Source organism: Pseudoalteromonas sp. SD03, from assembly GCF_040937955.1.
GTDB classification, from domain to species: Bacteria; Pseudomonadota; Gammaproteobacteria; order Enterobacterales; family Alteromonadaceae; genus Pseudoalteromonas; species Pseudoalteromonas tetraodonis.
In genome coordinates this window covers 2566053-2588844 of record NZ_CP162514.1, presented here as the reverse complement: position 1 = coordinate 2588844, position 22792 = coordinate 2566053, and the positions used below count along the sequence as shown (strand labels likewise).

General features: G+C 39.1%; 21 protein-coding genes. 18 read left to right on the top strand and 3 right to left on the bottom strand.

Features of this window, described 5'->3' with window-relative positions:
- Window positions 1-64: 64 nt before the first annotated feature.
- A complete protein-coding gene (flgA, locus tag ABZP26_RS12140; protein WP_016899218.1) occupies window positions 65-772 on the bottom strand; it encodes a flagellar basal body P-ring formation chaperone FlgA in 708 nt (235 codons plus the stop codon).
- 138 nt (window positions 773-910) lie between these two features.
- On the opposite strand from flgA, the gene ABZP26_RS12135 reads away from it, so the two are divergent.
- The 18 genes from ABZP26_RS12135 to ABZP26_RS12050 all read left to right on the top strand — a co-directional run bounded on the left by ABZP26_RS12135 (window position 911) and on the right by ABZP26_RS12050 (window position 21000).
- Window positions 911-1843, top strand: a complete 933-nt coding sequence (locus ABZP26_RS12135) for a chemotaxis protein (RefSeq protein WP_013465596.1) — start codon at window positions 911-913, stop codon at window positions 1841-1843.
- Between the two features lie 20 nt (window positions 1844-1863).
- A complete protein-coding gene (locus ABZP26_RS12130; protein ID WP_013465595.1) occupies window positions 1864-2694 on the top strand; it encodes a protein-glutamate O-methyltransferase CheR in 831 nt (276 codons plus the stop codon).
- A gap of 129 nt (window positions 2695-2823) precedes the next feature.
- The gene (gene flgB / locus ABZP26_RS12125) at window positions 2824-3234 is read left to right on the top strand and encodes a flagellar basal body rod protein FlgB (protein WP_013465594.1); all 411 of its coding nucleotides are present in this window, start codon (window positions 2824-2826) and stop codon (window positions 3232-3234) included.
- A 2-nt stretch (window positions 3235-3236) separates the two neighbouring features.
- The gene (gene flgC / locus ABZP26_RS12120) at window positions 3237-3668 is read left to right on the top strand and encodes a flagellar basal body rod protein FlgC (protein ID WP_013465593.1); all 432 of its coding nucleotides are present in this window, start codon (window positions 3237-3239) and stop codon (window positions 3666-3668) included.
- A gap of 13 nt (window positions 3669-3681) precedes the next feature.
- Window positions 3682-4359 (top strand): flagellar hook assembly protein FlgD, encoded by a 678-nt coding sequence (locus ABZP26_RS12115; RefSeq protein WP_013465592.1) that lies wholly within the window; start codon window positions 3682-3684, stop codon window positions 4357-4359.
- A gap of 58 nt (window positions 4360-4417) precedes the next feature.
- Entirely contained in the window at window positions 4418-5740 is a 1323-nt protein-coding gene (flgE, locus tag ABZP26_RS12110) for a flagellar hook protein FlgE (RefSeq protein WP_013465591.1), read from the top strand.
- 133 nt (window positions 5741-5873) lie between these two features.
- Window positions 5874-6617 (top strand): flagellar basal body rod protein FlgF, encoded by a 744-nt coding sequence (locus tag ABZP26_RS12105; protein WP_013465590.1) that lies wholly within the window; start codon window positions 5874-5876, stop codon window positions 6615-6617.
- Between the two features lie 21 nt (window positions 6618-6638).
- Window positions 6639-7427, top strand: coding sequence for a flagellar basal-body rod protein FlgG (gene flgG, locus ABZP26_RS12100; RefSeq protein WP_013465589.1), 789 nt, complete (start codon window positions 6639-6641; stop codon window positions 7425-7427).
- A 14-nt stretch (window positions 7428-7441) separates the two neighbouring features.
- Window positions 7442-8125, top strand: a complete 684-nt coding sequence (flgH, locus tag ABZP26_RS12095; RefSeq protein WP_013465588.1) for a flagellar basal body L-ring protein FlgH — start codon at window positions 7442-7444, stop codon at window positions 8123-8125.
- Between the two features lie 12 nt (window positions 8126-8137).
- Complete coding sequence (locus tag ABZP26_RS12090; protein WP_036953616.1) at window positions 8138-9232, top strand: flagellar basal body P-ring protein FlgI; 1095 nt, start codon at window positions 8138-8140, stop codon at window positions 9230-9232.
- Between the two features lie 150 nt (window positions 9233-9382).
- Window positions 9383-10378 carry a flagellar assembly peptidoglycan hydrolase FlgJ gene (flgJ, locus tag ABZP26_RS12085; RefSeq protein ID WP_008113076.1) on the top strand — a complete coding sequence of 332 codons (996 nt, stop codon included), beginning with the start codon at window positions 9383-9385 and terminating at the stop codon, window positions 10376-10378.
- 1 nt (window position 10379) lies between these two features.
- Window positions 10380-12386, top strand: coding sequence for a flagellar hook-associated protein FlgK (flgK, locus tag ABZP26_RS12080; RefSeq protein WP_058155111.1), 2007 nt, complete (start codon window positions 10380-10382; stop codon window positions 12384-12386).
- Between the two features lie 2 nt (window positions 12387-12388).
- Window positions 12389-13648: a flagellar hook-associated protein FlgL gene (flgL, locus tag ABZP26_RS12075; protein ID WP_013465585.1), complete on the top strand. Its 1260-nt coding sequence runs from the start codon at window positions 12389-12391 to the stop codon at window positions 13646-13648.
- A gap of 275 nt (window positions 13649-13923) precedes the next feature.
- Entirely contained in the window at window positions 13924-15372 is a 1449-nt protein-coding gene (locus tag ABZP26_RS12070; RefSeq protein WP_016899220.1) for a flagellin, read from the top strand.
- A 216-nt stretch (window positions 15373-15588) separates the two neighbouring features.
- Window positions 15589-17031, top strand: a complete 1443-nt coding sequence (locus ABZP26_RS12065; protein ID WP_016899221.1) for a flagellin — start codon at window positions 15589-15591, stop codon at window positions 17029-17031.
- Window positions 17032-17131: 100 nt separating this feature from the next.
- Complete coding sequence (locus tag ABZP26_RS12060; RefSeq protein WP_368484981.1) at window positions 17132-17518, top strand: flagellar protein FlaG; 387 nt, start codon at window positions 17132-17134, stop codon at window positions 17516-17518.
- Between the two features lie 29 nt (window positions 17519-17547).
- Entirely contained in the window at window positions 17548-18972 is a 1425-nt protein-coding gene (gene fliD / locus ABZP26_RS12055; protein WP_013465581.1) for a flagellar filament capping protein FliD, read from the top strand.
- 12 nt (window positions 18973-18984) lie between these two features.
- Entirely contained in the window at window positions 18985-21000 is a 2016-nt protein-coding gene (locus ABZP26_RS12050) for a motility associated factor glycosyltransferase family protein (protein WP_058155110.1), read from the top strand.
- A 13-nt stretch (window positions 21001-21013) separates the two neighbouring features.
- Here the strand turns inward: ABZP26_RS12050 and ABZP26_RS12045 are convergent, their stop codons facing one another.
- Together ABZP26_RS12045 and ABZP26_RS12040 are read right to left on the bottom strand one after the other, a co-directional pair.
- Window positions 21014-21589, bottom strand: a complete 576-nt coding sequence (locus tag ABZP26_RS12045; protein WP_013465579.1) for a GNAT family N-acetyltransferase — start codon at window positions 21587-21589, stop codon at window positions 21014-21016.
- 44 nt (window positions 21590-21633) lie between these two features.
- Complete coding sequence (locus ABZP26_RS12040) at window positions 21634-22791, bottom strand: class I SAM-dependent methyltransferase (protein WP_013465578.1); 1158 nt, start codon at window positions 22789-22791, stop codon at window positions 21634-21636.
- Window position 22792: the final 1 nt, after the last annotated feature.

Genomic DNA, 22792 nt, shown 5'->3' with positions numbered 1-22792 from the left:
GTATATTGCCCAACTGATGCCTTTATATCGGCATTTATTAAAGATACTTTAGCATAAATTTATATTAAATATTTACTTGCACAGACTCTACACCATCTACACGCGCATTTAAAACTTTACCTGTCTTTTTGTTTTCTACTCTTACTTGCTCGCCCAAGGTGCCATCCTCTAATGCAATACCCGTCGTTTTTACTCTTAACCCTTTGATATTAGCATAAATTGTAACAGAATCACCTTTGCACACCATACATATTTGATTTAGTAAAACGGGCATTCCTTCACGGATGTTGCGTTTGCTACGACTACCAATAAGAGCCGTTGGATCTTCAAGGTACTGCGCTCTGATAAAGTGTGCAGGGCGCATATCAATACTTAAATGGGATGGAGTAATCACTTCACCTCGTGCTAAATTGGTAGTTGCAACTACAACAGGTGCTGATTCAGTGATTCTGACATGAACGTACTGTGCCCAGTTGTCACTATCGTTACATTTTATTTGAATAGTGACTTGGCGATTAAAGGGAGGCTCACTTGGCGTTATTAGCTCAGGCTCAGAATTACATTGGCGATCGGGAATGCGGCTATCTAGCGGTAATGCGCTAAACTGTATTTTGTTATCATTTGTAGTCACTGCTTTTTGAGCAACATAAGATACAGCCATTTCTTGCAATAACTCTTTACTAAATACTTGTGCCTTTAGTGGCAAAGCGAAGCAGAGGCTAGCAAGAAAATAAAAAACACTGTATCTTCTGGTTTTTTTTAACAAACTCATAATGTTTCGACTATGCTTATGGTTGCAAACAGGGTATAAATATTTTGCGTCAGAATTTAGACGCCCCCGTTGTGTTATGACGCTTTATTAATTGAAAGCAATTATCGTTCCTTATATTTGTTTTCTTAGGAGATTTAAATGGCAGGTATTTTAGACTCAGTAAACCAACGTACACAGTTGGTTGGGCAAAACCGCTTGGAATTATTGTTATTTAAGCTTAATGGGCGTCAGCGCTTTGGTATTAATGTGTTCAAGGTAAGAGAAGTTCTTCAATGCCCTCCATTGACTAGCATGCCGAAATCTAACACTTATATCCGTGGCGTAGCACATATTCGTGGGCAAACTATTTCGGTAATTGACTTATCTATGGCTGTAGGTGGGCGCCCAATAAAAAGCATAGAAGATGGCTTTATAATAATTGCTGAGTATAACCGTACAGTGCAAGGATTCTTAGTAGGTGGTGTTGAACGTATAGTTAACATGAACTGGGAAAAAATAATGCCACCGCCGTCAGGAGCGGGTCGTTATTCTTATTTAACAGCTGTCACTGAAATTGAAAATGAGCTCGTTGAGATACTCGACGTAGAAAAAATCTTAAACGAAATCTGCCCAGTTAATACTACCGTGAGCGATGATGTTGCCTCGCAAGGTAATATACAAAAAGATTTAGGCGAGAGAATAGTATTTATTGCTGATGATTCGGCTGTTGCGCGAAATCAAGTAAAACGAGCATTGGAACCATTAGGTGTAACAACTGAGTTGGCTAAAAATGGTAAAGAAGCTTTAATAAGATTAAAAGAAATTGCAGAGCTCGATTGCGTAAATGATATTACAGAGCGAGTAGGGCTACTCATTTCTGATGTAGAAATGCCAGAAATGGATGGTTACACGCTGACTGCAGAAATCAAAGCTAATCCTAAACTTGCGCCACTACATGTGATTTTACACACATCATTGAGTGGTGTTTTCAATCAAGCGATGATTGAAAAAGTAGGAGCAGATGATTTTATTGCAAAATTTAACCCAGACGAGCTTGCAACAGCCGTTAATAAATGGGTTCATCGTGATTAATAAACATAGGTGTTATTGATTTGACTAATAAAGATTTGCAGCAAAACGAATACGATCAATTTCGCTTATTTTTAGAACAACAGTGCGGTATTGTTTTAGGTGAAAATAAGCAGTATTTGGTAAAGAGCCGTTTGGCACCATTAATGTCTCGATTTAATGTTGAATCGTTGTCTGAATTGGTAAGTAAAACTCTCGGTGTGCATGAGCGCCAGTTGCGCGCAGCCGTTGTTGATGCCATGACAACCAATGAGACATTGTGGTTTAGAGATCAGTATCCGTTTGAGTTACTTAAAACCAGATTATTCCCTGAGTTTAAAACGTTAAATAGGCCATTAAAAATATGGTCTGCGGCGAGCTCATCAGGACAAGAACCCTACTCAATAGCGATGTCGGTTGCTGAGTTTCAATCCAGCAGCCCTGGTGTTTTAAAAATGGGTGCACAAATAATTGGTACAGATATATCAAATACCATGCTTGATATGTGTAAACATGCTGAATATGATGCATTGGCATTGGCTCGCGGACTCTCTGCTGAACGTCGTAAAAAGTTTTTTAAAGACAGCGGCAATGGTATGGCACAAGTGGTTGATTCATTGAAAAAGCAAGTGAGCTTTAGGCATTTAAATTTGCTCGATTCGTACGCTTTAATGGGTAAGTTCGATATTATATTTTGCCGTAATGTTTTAATTTACTTTTCACCTGAGGTGAAAGCCAAAATAATTGCACAATTCTCTCAAGCACTTAACCCTAAGGGGTATTTATTTTTAGGTGCGTCGGAGTCTATGTCTGGTTTAAGTACTGACTTTGATATGGTGCGTTGTAACCCTGGTATCATTTATCAAAAGAAATGACCTTCATTAATATATTATCCCTCCTCTAAACGACGCCTATTGCGTCGTTTTTTGTTTTTATCATCACTATTTTCACTGCTGGCTCATTTATTGCTTTATCGGTACTGAGTCAATTTTTTGGAGGTAGTTATGGCTATCAGTTTTGATAAAGCATTAGGCGTGCATCCGCATGCGATGTTGATCCGTTCGCAAAGAGCAGAAATGCTCGCTACTAATATCGCAAATGCTGATACGCCCGGCTATAAAGCAAAAGATATCGACTTTGCCTCAGCATTAAAAACGGCAAAGTCCAACCAACTAAGCGGCAATACCATGGTAAGAACCAATGAAAAACACATTGCCGGTGGTACCCGTAGTGTAGGTAGTAATGAACTATTTCGTACGCCAAATCAAACAGATACAGGTGATGGCAACTCTGTTGATATACAAGTGGAACGGAACTTGTATACACAGAATGCTATGGAGTATCAGGCCAGTGTCCAGTTTCTTAATGGTAAATTTAAAGGCCTGAAAAAAGCCCTCGGTAGTCAAGGAGCCTAATTATGAGTTTATATAATGTGTTTGATATTGCTGGTTCTGGTATGAGCGCGCAAAACGTGCGATTAAATACCACGGCAAGTAATATCTCTAATGCCAATACAATTAGCTCTTCACAAAATGAGACGTACCGAGCGCGACAACCTGTATTTGCTGCGGAGCTAACAAAAGCGTCAGCGTCAGCAAGCAACCCACAGGGCTCTGCCGTTGGTGTAAAAGTGTTAGGAGTGGTTGAAAGTAATAAACCACTACAAATCGAATATAACCCAAATCACCCGAGTGCGGATGAAAATGGATATATTTACAAACCCAACGTGAATGTTGTTGAGGAGATGGCAAATATGATTTCTGCTTCTCGCTCTTATCAGACAAATGTTCAAGTTGCTGATGCAGCTAAGCAAATGTTAAGTAAAACACTGCTGTTAGGTCAGCGGTAACTGAGGGTAGCTCATGAGTAACGATATTAGTACTTCTTCATCCTACATGGACTCTTTACGTTGGCAAGATAAGCAAGTGCCAAAAAAAGAAGAGAGTGATGCGTTAACCCAAGAAGATTTCTTTTCGTTGTTAACACAGCAGTTGTCATATCAAGATCCCAGCAAACCAGCTGATAACGATCAGATGATTGCACAAATGACAAACTTTACTATGGCTGAAGGGATCTCAAATTTAAACTCTAACTTTGAGTCTTTAGCTGCGTCGATGACATCAAATTCAGCATTGCAAGCATCAACACTGGTTGGTAAGCAAGCGCTGCTGGAGTCTGACACACTTGAGCTTAATGAGTCGGGTGAGGTAAAGGGAGCGATTGTTGCTGAAAAGCCGGTAGACAATTTAACGCTTCGTATTGAAGATGCATCAGGGCAATTAGTTAAAACTATTGATTTAGGCACGCAGCCTGCAGGTGCGGTTCGCTTTGCATGGGATGGTAAAAACGAAGCGGGTGAACGACTTCCTCCTGGTGAATACAATGTTAAAGCTGAAGGCAGTACGGATGGCGAATTCTCTAGCTTACCAATTGCCTCATTCAAAAATATTGAGAGTGTTAATATTAATGGCTCAAGCGGCATTATTATTAATACCAAAGAAGGTGCGGTTAGGCTGACTGATGTCGCAGAAATCGCGTAATAGATTTTATGTATTTTTTAGCCAATAGGCTAAATATTTTTTAGGTTAGAGGTTAATTATGAGCTTCAATATTGCATTAACAGGCCTTGCTGCCGCACAAAAAGATTTAGATGTTACCGCCAATAATATTGCCAACGTAAATACCACGGGCTTTAAAGAGTCTCGCGCTGAATTTGCTGATGTATACGCATCATCAGTATTTAGCGCCGGTAAAACGAAAAATGGTGATGGTGTACAAACCACTATGGTTGCCCAGCAGTTTCATCAGGGCTCGCTGCAGTTTACTAATAATTCACTGGATTTAGCGATCACAGGTGAGGGGTATTTTGCTACCAGTCAAGACTTAGGCGCACAAGACTTTACCTACACGCGTGCGGGTGCATTTAAGCTTAATAAAGATAACTTTGTTGTAGATGCTAAAGGTAATTTTTTACAAAGCTTCCCAGTTGATGAAGTTAGTGGTGATACGACCTCTGTAAGTCTTAGTACTTCATCTGCTTTACAAATACCAGATTCTTCGGGCTCTCCGCGCTCTACTTCAAACGTTTATACATCATTTAACGTCGATTCTCGAGAAGATGTAATAGCTGTCCCTTTTGATGCAACAGACAGTACTACTTATAACTCTTCGACATCGACCACAATGTATGACTCACTTGGTGAGCCACATGTTCTACAATTCTTTTTTGTAAAAACAGCGCCTAATGAATGGCAAGTACATGGTACGCTTGATAAAACTCCCTTTGATGCAACTGGTGCCGCGACAGCAACACCAAGCCCGCTAAGTACCTTTGGGTTTGATGCTAGCGGTTTGCCTGCAACGACTAATGGTGCTCCAAATGTTGGTCCAACCTTTACTGATGTTAATTTAACCGGAACTAATTTATCGGGTATTTTATCTAATGGCGCCCAATTTGATGATATTGCGATTAATTGGCGCGATGAGGCCGGTACTGCAAATAGAACGCCTACTCAATATGCGAGTCGCTTTGAGGTGAAAGCACTAGAGCAAGATGGTGCGACAGTAGGTCGCTTAGCGGGTATTGATATTGGTACAGATGGAAAAGTTGTTGCATCTTACAGTAATGGTGATTCAACTTACTTAGGTCAAGTTGCCATGGTGCGCTTTTCAAACTCACAAGGTTTGCAGCAAGTAGGTGACACTTCATGGAAAAAAAGTTTGACCTCGGGGGAACCAATTGCGGGTGAGCCAGGTTCAGGCACACTAGGCAACATTAATTCGTCAGCTCTTGAGCAGTCTAACGTAAACTTAACCAATGAGCTGGTTGATTTGATTAGTGCGCAGCGTAACTTCCAAGCAAACTCTCGTGCGCTTGAGGTTAACTCAACTATTCAACAGAACATCCTTCAGATCAGATAATCATATTTTGATTTACTAAGGCTGCTTAGTGCAGCCTTTTTTATTCCTCTCCTAAAATCTTATTCACACTTAAATTTAATTTGGCACTTATATTGCATTTACTCATACATAGATTTCTTAATGAGTCGATGTTATGGATAAAATGGTCTACATAGCGGCATCTGGCGCTAAACAAAGCATGCAAGGGCTTGCTCTTAAAGCCAATAATTTGGCAAATGCGAATACCACTGGATTTAAATCTGATTTTGCGCAAGCACGGTCAATGCAGGCTTTCGGTGAAGGTTTGCCGACTCGTGTTTTTGCTATGCAGGAGCGCCCAGGATCAAACATGACATCGGGCGGTGTTGTCGAAACAGGTCGCAGCCTTGATATTGCTATGAGTGATAACGCATGGCTGAGTGTTCAGGATGCCTCTGGTAATGAAGCCTATACAAAAGTGGGTTCGTTAAATATAACGGCTGAAGGAATGTTGACTACCAGCGACGGTCGTCAAGTTATTGGCGAAGGTGGGCCAGTCATATTACCTGTACCGATTGAAAAAATTGAATTTAGCAAAGATGGCACTATTCAAGTTCGCCCTCAAGGTGCACCGGCTAACTTTTTAGAAGAAGTTGATCGGCTAAAAGTAGTTGATGCAAACAACGCTACACTCGAGAAGGGTAACGATGGCTTATTTAGAGCTAAACCAGGCCAAATAGTTGAAACATCAGCCAATGTACAAGTATTAGGCGGCACATTAGAAAAATCGAATGTAAATCCTGTGCATGAAATGGTCGATATGATCAGTCATCAACGCCAATTTGAATTACAAGTAAAACTGATGAAAACAGCTGAAGAGATTGACGAACGTCAAGAACAGCTGATGCGCATCGTTTAACTATAACGTGAGGATATTATTATGAATCCAGCATTATGGATAAGTAAAACAGGGCTTGACGCTCAACAAACAGATATATCGGTTATATCAAATAACTTAGCGAATGCCAGTACAGTGGGTTACAAAAAAAGCCGCGCTATTTTTGAAGACTTACTCTACCAAAATATTAATCAACCAGGCGGTCGCTCATCGCAAGACACCGAAATGCCGTCAGGCTTAATGTTGGGCGCGGGTACGAAAGTGGTCGCTAATCAGAAAAACTTTTCCCAAGGTAACATGCTCACCACTGAAAATTCATTAGATTGGATGATTTCTGGTCCTGGATTTTTTGAGGTTTTACAGCCTGATGGCAATATTGCCTATTCGCGTAACGGTCAGTTTACCACCGACGGTGAGGGGCGAGTTGTAACTTCGGGTGCCGGTTACGTTGTTCAGCCTGAAATGAATGTGCCTGATGATGCACAGTCAATCACCGTATCTCAAGATGGTGAAGTGTCAGTTCGCATTAAAGGTCAAGCCGAAAACGTGGTTATTGGTCAAATTACTATTAGTGATTTTATCAATCCGTCGGGCCTTGAGCCTATAGGGCAAAACCTTTATACCGAAACTGCAGTAAGTGGTGCACCTGTTCAAGGTAACCCGGGGGTTGAGGGCTTAGGTACAATTATTCAAGGTTCACTTGAAACATCAAATGTAAATGTGACCGAAGAGTTGGTTAATTTGATTGAAACTCAGCGAGTTTACGAAATGAACTCAAAGGTAATTTCAGCGGTTGATGAAATGATGAGCTACATCAATCAACAATTATAGTCTTGGGGGATTGTATGCGTAATATCATGTTATTTGCAGTAGGGACTTTACTGTTAAGCGGTTGTGTATCTACACAAAATAATGAAGTAGTGCAGGACGATCCCTACTATGCACCTATGTATCCTGAGCCTAATATGGAGCCAGTGGTAGCAACTGGCTCTTTATTCAGTACTCAGTTATCGAATGACTTATATGCCGATAAGAAAGCACTTAGAACAGGCGATATCATTACTGTTAAATTGCAAGAGTCAACCCAAGCCACAAAAGCGGCTAAAACAGAAACAGATAAACAAACAGATGCTAGCCTCGATCCTGTTATTGGTTTAGGTGGTTTACCGGTTAATATTGGTGGCGATAGTATTCAATTTGGGGTTGGTAGTGATGCGTCGTTTAAAGGTGACTCAAAATCAAATCAATCAAACAGCCTAGTTGGCGATATTTCGGTTAACGTGATGCGAGTATTACCAAATGGTAATTTAGTGATTCGCGGTGAAAAATGGCTAACGCTAAATACCGGTGAAGAATTTATTCGCTTAGAGGGGTTAGTGCGTCCACAAGATGTTAATGCTGATAATACTGTTGAGTCTAATCGTATTGCGAATGCGCGTATTCAGTATTCAGGTAAGGGTCAAACTCAAGAGGCACAAAGCCCGGGTTGGTTAACGCGTTTCTTTAGTAGCTCATTGTTTCCCTTTTAGAGGACATTCAACATGAATGGTTTTAAAGTTTTTTGTTTTATGGTGCTACTAGGCTGGCAATTTACTGCCAGTGCTGAGCGAATTAAAGATGTGTCTATGGTCGAAGGGGTGCGCTCAAACCAATTAGTGGGCTATGGATTGGTTGTTGGTTTACCGGGTACCGGTGAGCAAAGCCGTTTTACCGAACAAAGTTTTAAAGGCATGCTCAATAGTTTTGGTATTACGTTACCTTCTAGTTTAAAGCCAAAAATTAAAAATGTTGCAGCGGTTGCTGTTCATGCTGAACTCCCTCCATTTAGAAAGCCAGGGCAAACCATAGATATTACTGTGTCATCGATTGGCAGTGCAGGCAGCCTGCGCGGTGGTACATTATTACAAACATTCCTAAAAGGGGTTGATGGTAATGTTTACGCCATCGCTCAAGGCAGTTTAATTGTAGGTGGCTTAGGCGCTGAAGGCCTTGATGGTAGTCGCGTTGTGATTAATACGCCAACGGTAGGACGCGTACCAAATGGTGCCACGGTTGAACGTGCTGTTAAAAGCCCATTTATGCAAAACGACTATATTACCTTTAATTTAAACCGCCCTGATTTTACTACTGCTAAACGTTTAGAGAAAACCATAAATGATTTAATCGGCCCAAATAGCGCTCAAGCACTCGATGCAGCTTCTATTCGCGTTATTGCACCTCGTGATGCCTCGCAACGTGTATCGTATTTATCAACTCTTGAAAACTTAGAGTTTAAGCCTGCGGATACTTCGGCAAAAATAATTGTTAACTCACGTACCGGCACTATAGTTATTGGAAAAAATGTAAAATTACAACCTGCGGCAATTACACATGGTGGCCTTACTGTGACCATTGCTGAGCAACAAAATGTGGCGCAGCCAAATCCTCTAGCTGAGGGGGAAACAGTGGTTACCCAACAAAGTATTATTGACGTTAATCAAGATGATTCACGTGCTTTTGTATTTGACCCAGGTGTAAGCCTTGATGATTTAGTTCGTGCTATTAATGAAGTTGGCGCTGCCCCTGGCGATTTAATGGCGATTCTTGAAGCACTTAAAGAAGCCGGTGCAATTAACGGTCAGCTTGTTGTAATTTAGTTTTATAAGATTCTAGACCCTAAGCCCTAGGGTCTTTAACCCTTAACCTTTCATCCTTAACCTTTCATCCTTAACCTTTCATCGCTACTCTTCTTTTGGCTCAATTATTGCATTTAACTAGGTATTATTAATTATTGTGTCAAAAAGCTGATGGAAACAAATCATCTAGATAAGCAAAACTTTTTTGATTTAGGCAACTTAGACTCTTTGCGTCGAGATGCTTTAAACAGCGGTGATGCATCAACCGATGCATCTAAAGCGGCGTTAAAAAAAGCGGCGGCACAATTTGAAGCTATCTTCACCCAAATGCTACTGAAAAGTATGCGTAAAGCCAATGAGGCTTTTGAAGACAAAGAAAGCCCATTTAATGCAAGTGGCGTGAAGTTTTTTGAAGAAATGCACGACCAACAGATGGCTACAGAGCTTTCATCAAATGGCTCTTTAGGTCTTGCAGATTTAATTGTGCAGCAACTATCGCCAGATGGAAAAAACTTTATGCCAGGCTCTGTTCTTCGTACAACGTCAGATTTCTTTAGTGACCAACGTGCGGGTAGCACCTTACCTCATCAAGAAAACCAAAAGGTCACTGAAAAAGTGCCGCTCGTTGATTCAACTGAAAAAAGCGAACAAAACATAGCGTCTGGCACATTTGAAAATGCTGAGGAATTTGTAAGCACCGTATGGGAACACGCAAAAACAGCGGCTAAGAAAATTGGTTTAAATCCGGCGGTTATGGTTGCGCAAGCAGCATTAGAGACTGGTTGGGGTAAACATATTATCAGTAAAGGTGATGGCAATAGCTCAAATAATTTATTCAATATAAAGTCAGATAAAAGTTGGCAGGGCGAAAAAGCCAGTAAGGTCACTTTAGAGTTTGAGCAAGGCGCTGCAGTTAAAAAGCAAGCAAGCTTTAGAGCGTATGACTCAATAAAAGATAGCGTGAATGATTTTGTGGATTTTTTAACACAGAACCCTCGCTATCAAGATGCATTAAACAATACAGCAAAGCCGCACAAATTTTTAGACTCTTTACAGCAAGCCGGTTATGCAACCGACCCTAACTATGCAGACAAAATAAAAAGAGTGCTTAACAGTAACGAGTTAAAGAATATCGCCACAAGCGTTATCCGCCAAGGAGTAGAGTAACATGTCGTTTAATTTATTAAATATTGCTAATTCAGGAATAAGAGCAAACTCTGAGTTATTGCAAACGACAAGTAAAAACATCGCAAACGTTAATACTGAAGGGTATGTACGAGAGCGCACTGAATTTACTACCATGATTGATAATCAGGTGGGCCGCGGTCAAACGTACCGGTTATTAAATGAGTTTGCACAAAAGCAATTAAACCGAGATACCTCAAATAAAAGCTTTTTTGATCAATTTGTTAGCGAGGCGAGTCGGGTTGATCAAATTTTTTCAGAAAAATCAAACAGCTTATCAACTAGTATCAACTCGATGTTTAACAACGTGCAAGAAGCACTTAACCAACCTTCATCTACGGTTGCTCGTTCATTGGTGATGAGTGATGCGCAAAATCTGATTGATCAAATGGACCGGCTTGCAGGTATTGTTTCAGAGCAAAAAGCAGTGGTTAATGAGCAATTAGAAATATTTTCTGAAGAGGCGAATACGTTAATCGAAAGTATTAGTTCGTTAAATCAAGAAATTGCGGGTGTTCATGGCACTAAAAACGAAGCAGATGCTAGCTCAGCTTACAACGAGCGTGATAAAGCAATACGTGATTTATCAAAACTAATTGATATAGAAACACTCGATGGCCCTAATGGTGAAAAACAAGTATTTATGGGCACAGGTGAAGCGGTTGTTATGCAAAATGGTTCATTTAACTTGTTTTCGATTAGTGGCGATCCCGATGCCAATTTTAAAGAGTTACGCTTAGATGTAAATGGTGGCCAAGCAGTTCCACTAGAAATAGATCCCACTAAACTCAAAGGTAAAATTGGTGGCTTATTGGCATTTAGAGACGATATTTTGGTGCCTGCACAAAATCAAATAGGTCAGATGGGCATTGCGCTTGCTGATTCGTTTAATCAGCAAAACCGTTTAGGAATGGATGCAAACGGTGAGCTTGGAGGCGATATTTTTGATATCCCAACGGTCAGTGCTTTTGTTTATCAAGCAAATACCGGAACAGCTAATATGTCAGCAACCGTTGAAGCTGGTAAAGGCAGTGAACTACCAGCGAGTGATTTTGTGATCACCTATACGGGGAACCCTAACGAAGTAAGTATTCAGCCAATAGATAATAAAGGCGAGCCTTTAGGCAGTGCATCGTTAGCTGTTATTCCACCGAGTGGCATTATTGACTCTGCGGCAATCACCAGCGGGGAGTCGTTTGGTTTAGAGCTAAACGTAACCGGAGCCGGTAATGCCGGTGATCAATTTCAGATAAAACTTAATAGTGGCGCGGCTGGCAATATATCGCTGACAACAGGTCGAGGAGAAGACATTGCATTGGCCTCTCCAATTAGAACAGCAGACGGGCTTGATAATACAGGCACTGGGACTATTTCACCGGGTGATGTGAGCGATGTAACTACCGGCAGTTTTACAAACCCTTTAGGCTTAGCAAATGGTCCTATTAACATTGTTAAAACTGCTAATGCTAACGAATATCAACTTACTGATGGTAATGGTACAACCACGTTTACGGTTACACCGCCTGCTAACAATATTTTGGCGCAAGCGGGGCCTCCTTATGATGGCTATGGTTTTGACTTTAATATTGAAGGGGTACCGGCTACAGGTGATACCTTTAATTTAGAATTTAATGAAGGCGGTTTTGATGATAACCGTAATGGTCAAAAACTCGCTGACTTACAAAATAGCGATTTAGTACGTCAAAATGTGGTAGCAAGTGCCTCAGCCGATAATCATAAAACCTTGAACCAGGCCTATGCTGGATTAGTAACCGATGTTGGTGTAGTAACCAGTCAAGCAAAAACCAACGGGGCGGCATTTGATGCTTTAGCACAGCAATCAGAAGCCTGGTATGAATCGTTATCCGGCGTAAATTTAGATGAAGAGGCAGCTAATTTGCTGCGTTTTCAGCAATCTTATGCTGCATCGGCTCAAGTACTGTCTGCAGCACGTTCTATTTTTGACACTTTACTGAGTGCGGCGAGGTAATTATGCGTTTATCAAATAATTTAATGTATCAAAATAACATTAATAAAATACTTGAGAATCAACAAAATGTAGCTGGTGCGCAGGAGCGCGTTACGACAGGTCAAAAATATTTGAGTACCTCAGAAAACCCTGCTGCTATTTCGCAGGGTATGTTGTACACCAATAAAATAGAAACTAATGAGCAGCTGACGAAGAATATTAACCAGCTAAAAGGGCGTTTAGAAACCGAAGAAAGTTTATTACAAGGTATGAACGACACTATTTTAGAAGCGCAAATGTTAACTATACGAGCGGGCAATGGTTCGTTAGATAAAGGTGATTTGGCTTCGGTTGCCAGTGAACTAAAAGAATTGCAAAAATCGCTGCTTAACTTAATGAATAGTCAATCTGAAGGGGGGAAATACCTTTTCTCTGGCTATCAAGACGATATTCAAACTTATACATTTAATAGCACTAATGGCAAATACGAATACCAAGGCGATCAAGGCCAGCACGAAGTAACCATTGCAAAAGGCGTTGAGATCAAATCAAGCGATAATGGCTTTAATGTATTTGAACGAGTTGATGCACGTCTTGATGTGGTATCGAATGGTGGAGCGCCATCAGGCGGTATTACCGCTGGAACTGTTTATGTTCAAAATCAAGGTGAGTTTGATCGTTTTCATAAAGATAATTATAACTCAGACCCAGATCCGCTTATTTCTCCAACGATCAATACCTATAACGTTAATGTGATCCCTGGTGCGACCCCTTCATCGCCTGATCAGTATGAGATATTACGTGATGGTAATCCTCTTGTACCACCTGTGACTGGTGAAGTAACTGATGAGCCGATTGAATTTGCCGGTATGGAAATTCAACTTGAAGGTGTAGCACCGGGGCAGCTTGATTTTACCCTTGAGAAACCAAGCAAAGAAAATGTATTGAATACACTAGAAGATTTGATCATTAGCCTAAATGACGAACAACTTGATGAAGCGCAAATTAACCAAGCATTATCGGATGGTTTAATTCAGCTTAAAAATGCTAGTGAACAGATTGTATTTACACAAGCTGGTTTAGGTGGACGGATGAATGTGGTTGAGCGTGTGACCGATTCAAACAGTGCACTGGATATTAATAATCAAGAAAATAGATCCAGCCTGATTGAGATTGATGCCGCTGAAGCCATCAGCGATCTTACTAAACATGAGTCTGGTTTACAGGCTTCACAAGCGACTTTTGGTCGCTTGGCTAAACTTTCATTATTCGATTATTTATAAATACTATCCAAGGCAGGTTATTACTTTACGAGAAAAGTAGGTAATAACTTGCCTTAACGAAGCGGCAAAAAACTGTCACCCCCTTTTTATCTTCTGTCAAAAAATCGCTAACTTCTAATTTAAAGCCGCAATAAGTGTTATTTAGTTGTTTTAAAACATAAGGTTAATCTTTTTTTACTAGTTGGCACAACTAATGCATTTAGCTAGTTATAGAAAGTGTGGTTTTTGCTTAAATATTTTGAACCACATTCTGATTGAAACTAGGAGATGGTAAAATGGCTTTAAGCGTAAATACAAATGTTGCATCACTTAATGGGCAACGCAATCTATCTAAATCTAGCATGGCACTTGAAACCTCAATGCAGAGACTATCATCTGGTTTGCGTATTAATAGCGCAAAAGACGATGCTGCAGGTTTACAAATTGCCAACCGACTAACTTCTCAGGTTAATGGCCTAACAGTTGCTCAGCGTAATGCCAATGACGGTATTTCAATGGCGCAAACCGCTGAGGGTGCGATGCAAGAGTCTGCAAACATCTTACAACGTATGCGTGACTTATCACTGCAATCAGCGAATGGTTCAAACAGTGCGGTTGACCGTGCATCCCTGCAAAAAGAAGTCAGTGCACTGCAACAAGAGCTTACTCGAATTGCAGACACCACCAAATTTGGTGGCACCAGCTTACTTGATGGTACCTTTGGTACAAAACAATTCCAAGTGGGCGCAAACGCGAATGAAACCATTAATGTAAGCTTACGTAATGTAGCAGCAGATTCAATTGGTGCGCATGAAATTAAAGGGCCAGGCAACGCCGCAGATGCAAATACTAGGCTTGGCGATGTACAAACGGTTAACTTAGCGACCAACCATGGCACCAGTGCTGATACAGTTAACATTAATGGTACAGATATTGTTATTGCCGGTGGGTCCGGTGCGGCTGTAATTGCAGATACAATTAATAAGTCGGGTGCAGGCGTGGTTGCAGAGGCCAAAATTGATACGAGTTTTGCAGGTATTACCTCATCAAGTACGGGTGTTATTGAAATTAAAAAGAATGGCGCTGTAGAAAAGTCATTTGATTTAGGTACCTACGGTGGTGATATGGAGCGTTTAACTAGCGATATGCAGCAAGCTGGTTATGATGCTATTTACGACCCTGCAACAAAAGAAATTGCATTCAAAGCAACAGATGTTGATGGTATCGATATCACTGGAACTGATGTAAGTGGCTTTACAATAGGTGGTACTGCAGTAACAACAGTAGCTAACTCTTTTAGTGTTTCTGCAGAGTTAAACTTATCATCAGCAAATAAAATTGGTATTTCAGGTACAACTGCAAATCAGTTATTTGGTACAGGTACGGCAGCAATACAGTCAACAGGTGGTACTAGTTCGCTAACAAGTATTGAAAGTGTGGATATTTCTGGTTCGACTTCGGAAGGTGCTCAAAATGCTATAAAAGCGATTGACGCTGCACTGGCGCAAATTGATGCACAGCGAGCTGACTTAGGTGCGGTACAAAACCGTTTTGGCTTTACTATTGCCAACCTTGCAAACGTATCTGAAAACGTGTCAGCTTCTCGTAGCCGTATTCAAGACACAGATTACGCGCTTGAAACAGCAACCCTGACTAAAAACCAAATCATGCAACAAGCAGGTACTACTATTTTGTCACAAGCAAACCAGTTACCGCAGGCTGCATTAAGCTTGTTAGGTGGTTAATAATAATTAAAATTAAAAAGCCAAGTATTTATACTTGGCTTTTTTGTTTGTATTTCAATTAACTAAAGTTTTTTACTGTTTTTTTTAAAAAAAAGCTAAAGGTAATTTTATAACGGCCGTTAACTTAATTAGAACGGAGCTTGAACAGATTTTTATTGTGATGGCTCTTGGTTAAAATCAATTAGTTACATTACGAAAGTAATCAGGAGTTATAACATGGCTTTATCAGTAAATACTAACGTTGCATCAATAAATGCACAAAGAAACTTATCAAAATCTAGCGATGCATTAGGCACATCAATGCAACGTCTTTCATCTGGTATGAAAATTAACAGCGCGAAAGATGATGCGGCTGGTCTACAAATTGCTAACCGTCTATCTTCACAAATTAACGGTCTAGGTGTTGCTCAGCGTAATGCTAATGACGGTATCTCAATGTCGCAAACCGCTGAGGGTGCGATGACAGAGTCATCAAACATTCTACAACGTATGCGTGACCTAGCGCTGCAATCAGCGAATGGTTCAAACGATGCTGATGCACGTGCGGCCCTTCAAAAAGAAGTAGGCGCATTGCAACAAGAATTAACGCGTATCGCAGAAACAACTAAATTTGGTGGTACTAGCTTACTAGATGGCTCATTTGGTACTAAGCAATTCCAAGTAGGTTCTAATGCAAATGAAACAATTAACGTAAGTCTTCGTGATGTATCAGCTGATGCTATCGGTGCAAATGAAATTAAAGGTGGTGCAACATCGACTGTTTCTGCTCTTGGTGATGTTCAAACGGTTGCTTTAAGTGCCAATGTAGCTACTTCAGCACAAACAGTTAATATCAACGGTGTTGATATTGAAGTTGCAGCAAGCTCTGGTGCTGCAGCAATTGCTGATACTATTAATTCTTCAGGGGCAGGTGTAAATGCTCAAGCTAAATTAACAACTACAATCGCTGGTATTGATGCAAGTAGCTCGTCTACAATTGAGATTAAAAAGGGTGGCACTGCGGTTGATAAATATGACTTGGGTACATTTGGCGGAGACATGGCTCGCCTAGCTAAAGATATGCAAGAAGATGGCTATGATGCTGTTTATGATGAGGCAGCCGGCTCTATATCATTCACAGCTACAGATATAGATGGTATTGATGTAACTGGTGCTGGCGATACAAGTGGTTTTACTATTGGCGCTCAAGCTGTGGCTAGTACAGCAGGTTCGCTTAGTGTTTCAGCAGAACTAAACCTAAGCTCAGCTGATAAAATAGGTATATCAGGAACAAAAGTAGATGAGATATTTGGTTCAGATGCATCTACAATAGATTCAACAGGTGGTTCAAGTGCGTTAACTTCAGTTGAGACTATTGACATCTCAGGTGCTACTTCTGCAGGTGCACAAAATGCAATTAATACAATTGATGCGGCACTTGCTCAAATCGATGCGCAACGAGCTGATTTAGGTGCGGTACAAAATCGTTTTGGCTTTACCATAGCAAACCTTGCAAACGTATCAGAAAACGTATCGGCTTCTAAAAGCCGTATCGAAGATACCGATTACGCTGCAGAAACGGCTAAACTGACTAAAAACCAGATTATGCAACAGGCTGGTACAACAATCTTAGCTCAGTCTAACCAGTTACCACAGGCAGCACTTAGCTTATTAGGTTAATTTAACAATAAGCTCTATACTTTAACTACTAAGGAAGGGGCAACCCTTCCTTTCTTGTATAGGTATAAAGCTTTATATCGCTTTATAGTAGGAGCGAATTATGGAAACGCAAAATTTAAATTTAAATATCAGCTCAGCGCAAAAAGGTGAGGTTACCTCAAGTTATCAAGCCCCATCTCAAGTTAAGCAAAATATTGATGAACAGAAGAATACAACCACCCCTACTGCTGCAAGTAGAATCGAAGTCTCTGAAACTGAGTTGTCACCTGAAAAGCTAGAGAAGGTGGTACAGCAATTGCAGGACTTTATGGGTGAAATGAACCGCAGTCTTCAGTTTAAAGTAGATGAAGATTCTGGCCGCAATGTAATCAAGGTTATCGACAAAGAAAGTGGTGATTTGGTAAAGCAATATCCGTCAGAGGAAGTATTAGGTATAGTTGCTAAATTGGCTGAAGCCACCGGTGTATTGGTTGATTTTAAAGTTTAATTTTTCAGTAATTTAAGAGGGTAATTATTATGGCTATTTCATTTACGGGCATAGGCTCCGGACTTCAAGTAAACGAAATTGTAAGTGCTTTAGTCAATGCTGAAAAATCCCCTTATCAAGCGCGAGTAACAAAACAGCAAGCTAATTTCACGACTGATATATCTGCTGTAGGCACACTAAAAGCGTCTTTAGAAGAGCTGAATGGTTCTTTGGAGTCACTATCATCAGTTGATGAATATCAAAAAAGAACAATAAGTGGTAGTGATGAATTTGTTTCTTTTAGCTCTGAAAAAGATGCACAAACCAATAATTACTCAATTAAAGTTAATAGTTTGGCCGAAAACCATAAGCTAACATCAAATGCTATAGCTGGCGATGAAGCGGTGGGTGAAGGTAAGCTATCTATAAGTTCTGGCGCTAACAGTTTTGGTATTAATGTGTCAGACACCGCAACACTTGCTGATATACGTGACGCGATTAATGACTCAACTGACAATGACTCCGTGAATGCCACTATTATTACCGATGACACGGGGCAGCGGTTAGTATTATCAAGTAAAGAAACCGGCGCCGAAAACGCAATAAAAATTGTAGTTGATGATGTCTCTGATGGCAACAATACAGACGCCTTGGGTTTATCTCGTCTTGCGTATGACAGTGATACAGCATCAGCAACTTACGCTGAAAACCTAAACGAAGTAACTGCAGCGACGGATGCCTCAATTACGATAGATGGTACGCTTGTTGCGACGAGCAGTACAAATGAATTTAAAGATGTCATTGAGGGCGTCACCATTAATGCCAAAAAAATGCATGGAACTGACGATGATTTAAGTAAAGCCGTAATAACAGAAAATAATAAAAATATTACAGCTGGTTTGAACTCATTTGTAGACAAATTTAATGCTTTTATTGATTTATCTAAGCAATTAGGACGCTCAAGTGCTGAAGAGGGCGTAGGGGCGCTTGCTGGTGACTCATTATTAAGAGGGTCTGTAAACCAGGTGCGCTCATTGTTAACCTCAGAATTTAGCACGGGAAATGGTAATACCGATTTTTTAGCTAATTTTGGTATTAGAACGGAGCGTTCAGGTAAATTAAGTATTGATTCCGATGCATTAAAAGCTGCGATAGAAAAGGATCCTCAAGCCTTACAAACCTTTTTTATCGGAGAAAATGACGGTGATGGTTTTGTTGGCCAGTTAGACACAGTCATTAAAGGTTATACGGCTTCTGATGGTATTATTAGTTCACGTATAGAAGGTCGTGAATCACAGCTTTCTAAACTAGAAACTGATGTAGAGAAATTTAATATTCGTATGGCGAAATACGAAGAACGGTTATACAGTCAATATAATGCAATGGATTTATTAGTCGCCAATTTAAATTCAACAGGCAGCTATTTACAACAACAATTAGCTAACCTACCTGGGGTGGTTAAAAAATCAAGTTAAGCGGAGTGAAATTTGGACGCTAATCAACAAGAATTAACAAAAATGATGTTGCAAGCAACCTTGCTTGCAAACCTAGCTCTATTGCAAGAGCAAATGCCAGTTATATATGAGTCATTTAAAGACTACACACCAAGTGATACGGGCGTAGCTATAGATGAAGCAAATAATGCAAACTTATTTAATAATAATGAGTTTGTCTATCAAGTTAATCCTAGGGAGTTTGCAAAACAACAAGTTGTTCAGTTTTTAGAGAATCCGCTTTACTTCAAATATCAACTAGGTCATCAAGATGACGAAAATATTGTTTTTGAACATGCCGCGCTTTTGAAATCAATTTATAACGTTCGTTCGTCAGAGACAGATAATAAAATTCACAACCCTGCTGCAGAGAATCGTCTCGACTTTATCTGCTTTTTAGGCGGTGGCTTAGGGTATCAGATAGAAGAGCTACTCAGTAAAAAAGATGTACTAAATGTGTTTTTATTTGAGCCAAGTAAAGACGCTTTTTATGCGTTACTACATTGTATAGAATTAAAACCACTTTTTGATAAATGCACAGCTAATGGCGGACAGTTTTCAATACGTGTAGGCGGCAATGAAGATGGCGTGATTAACGAAATTTCCAAATTTTTGTTTAATCAGGGTCACTTTAATATCAGTCAAATACTATTTTTTAAGCATTATGATAGCTCATTGATTGAAAAAACAATTGAGCGTATAAAAGGTATTGGCCATCGTTGGGCTGCAGGCTGGGGGTTTTTTGAAGATGAAATAATTGGCGTGTCGCACACATTAGCCAATTTAAATGCTAAGTTTCCAGTGTTAAAAAAGCCTGAACTAGTTAAAAATTCATTAAATGATTACCCCGTATTTATAGTCGCTAATGGTCCTTCTCTTGATGATGCAATTGAGTTTTTAAAAAATAACCAAGACAACATCATCATAATTTCTTGTGGTACTGCATTGAGAGCTTTGCTTAGCAATAATATTAAACCTGATATCCATATTGAAATGGAACGTACTGCGGCACTATTAGACTGGATTGAGTCAATTGATCGCACATCTGATTTAAATACAAAGTTAAATCAAATAAATATAATTGCGTTAAATACTGTTTACGATAATATTTTAAAGCGTTTTAAAAATGCGCATTTGTTATCAAAAATAAATGATGCAGGCGGTCGTCTTATTCGTGCTTTGGATACAAAGAAGCAGTTTACTTACCCTGATTACAGTAATCCTACAGTATCAAATACAGCGCTTGCTACAGCAATTGAATTAGGGTTTAAGAAAGTATATTTAGTTGGTACTGACTTAGGATTTGTCTCTAAAGAGCACCATCATTCAAAACATAGTATATATTTCGATAATGACTTTAAGCATAAAAAAGTAGTTGAAAAAGGTATTGAAGGTGCATTTGTTGTTAAAGGTAATTTTACTGAAGAAGTATTCACAACCCCGATATTTGACTCATCAAAAGGTAACTTAGAATTACTACTTCAAGAAAACCTAAATGTTAAAGTATTTAATACCGCCAATGGTGCTTTCATTAGGTATACTGAACCTAAACTTATTAAAGATATTGGTAATATAAAACCGATTGTTAATAAGGAAGATAAGATCACAGCACTACTTTACAAAGCTACTTCTTTAGAGCAATTGTCTGCTGGTAATGTTAATCATAAAATGGAAGCTATCAAAACGAGAACAAAAGATGTTCTTGAGCAGCTGTTGTCTATAACTTCTCAATATTTTGAAACACGTGAGCAGCTTGCTGATGCGTTTAATTTACAAAATAAAATATTACTTACATTACGTAATAGCACCGCAGACGATGTTGTAGTTTATTGGCTGATTCAGGGAACTTTTAGATATTTTCAAGCTTATATTATGACAAGTAGCTATTATTACAATGACTTAGAAATGCGTACTGGATTTATAAATGCATGTGTTGACGCGTTTCATGAACATGTAAAAGGTATCTATTTAGAGTTTATTGAAAACTATAATAAACCGGCCAAAGTCTAATCAAAGTTAGTCGTTATTTATTAGTAACGACTAACTCAATAAAGTCATCTTGTGGTTTTTTGAATAAAGACATGAACACGACATCAGATGGCTTACCATCTAAAATATAATGCTCCTTTAAAATACACTCATTTTCATACCCAGCCTTTAAAAATGCTTTGATACTACCAATATTAGAGGTATAAGCACTTGCAGTGAGCTTTCTTAATCTCAATTTTTGAAAAGAGTACTGGCTTACTAGTCTTATTGCTTGGCTAGCGTAGCCTTTTCCCCAGAACTTTTTATCCCCTATAAAGAGGCTAACCTGGGCAACATTATGAATTGTATTGATACTTCCTATTTTTATATTGCCAATATGTTCATTTTCACTTGTTCTTATTGTAAAAAGTTGCTCGAGAGGGTTATTTAGCTGTAAGGATATATAATTTTTAACAGAATCTATATCCTGCTTATGAAAGCGTGTTTCTAAATACTGGTTCACTTTTGAGTCATTTAACCAACTTACGTATTTAGTTGTAACGTCCTCCAACTGAATACTTCTAATAAAGATACCTTGGATATTGTGACTTTTTATCGTTAATTGGTTCATGGGTTTCCTAAAATGTGAATTTATCGATCGCCTAATTAATGCATTTATTTTAAGGCATAAGGAGCGTAGATATTTCCTCGCCAACCTAATGAGGTCAGCTCATGCTTTATTTCATCATGAAATGAAGATGAGATAATGACTGTTAGCTTTTTGTCTAAATCTTTATTAATGAGAGCATTAATAGTATCGATTGAATACTTAATCGTATAATTGAGACCACAAAAGCGTTTCCCAGTTTTATTTGGATTTCCATCGATAATATACAGAGGCTTTAACCCTGTTAAAGCCAATAAAGTTACAGCTCCAGAACCTGCACCCCAGAAGATAAACTCTTCATCTTTACAGTAGCTTTGTAATGCTTGAATATCTTTATCTATCTTTTGTTTTAGTTTGCCATTATCCGATGGTGCTAAAGGCAGTAAAGATTTTTTCTCTTTATTTGTGAATGAAATAATTAAATTACCGGATGCAGTTACAATACTTTTATCTTTAAACCAACCAAATTGATTTGCAAGGGTTACTAATGAACGCTCTGAGAAAACATGTATATGTTCAACATGAAAAGCTTGTGTTGAAGGCTGTGTGATAGACCAGTCTAAACTAGGTGTTTCTAAAATGAGTGTAGAAGTTGAATGACTTACCTTTGATATGGCTTTGAAAAAATCTTTAAAATCAAAAATGTGTTCAATTACATGGCGAGAATAAATAAGGTCAGATTTAAAACATAGGCTAGAGGCAATTTTTTCAGTGAAAAAAACCTTTTCTACTATCAACTCTTTTTTTTCAGCTGCTATCGCAGTTTCTTCATTTGGCTCAATGCCATGGTAGTCCACATTAGAATAAATTGTCTTTAGTTCTGCTAGTACTTCTCCACTTGAACAGCCTATTTCTAGAACATTTAGCGTTTTTTTATCAATGATATTGTTTTCACTAATAAACTTTATGAAATCATACCTAAATGAGGCACCTATATTTTCAGGTGACGGTGTATAGTAATGATGCTTATATATAGCTTCTAGAATATCTTTATTGTAGTTTAATTGAAAAGCATGTGCGCACTGCCTACAGATTGAGTATTCAATATCAATAACATGTGGCAAAGGTATATTTGACGTATCATCCATTGGATGTTGGTAAATTGGAAAGTTATTTAACTTAAGTAATAAAGTGTTTTTTTTATAATTACAAACAGGGCAATTCATA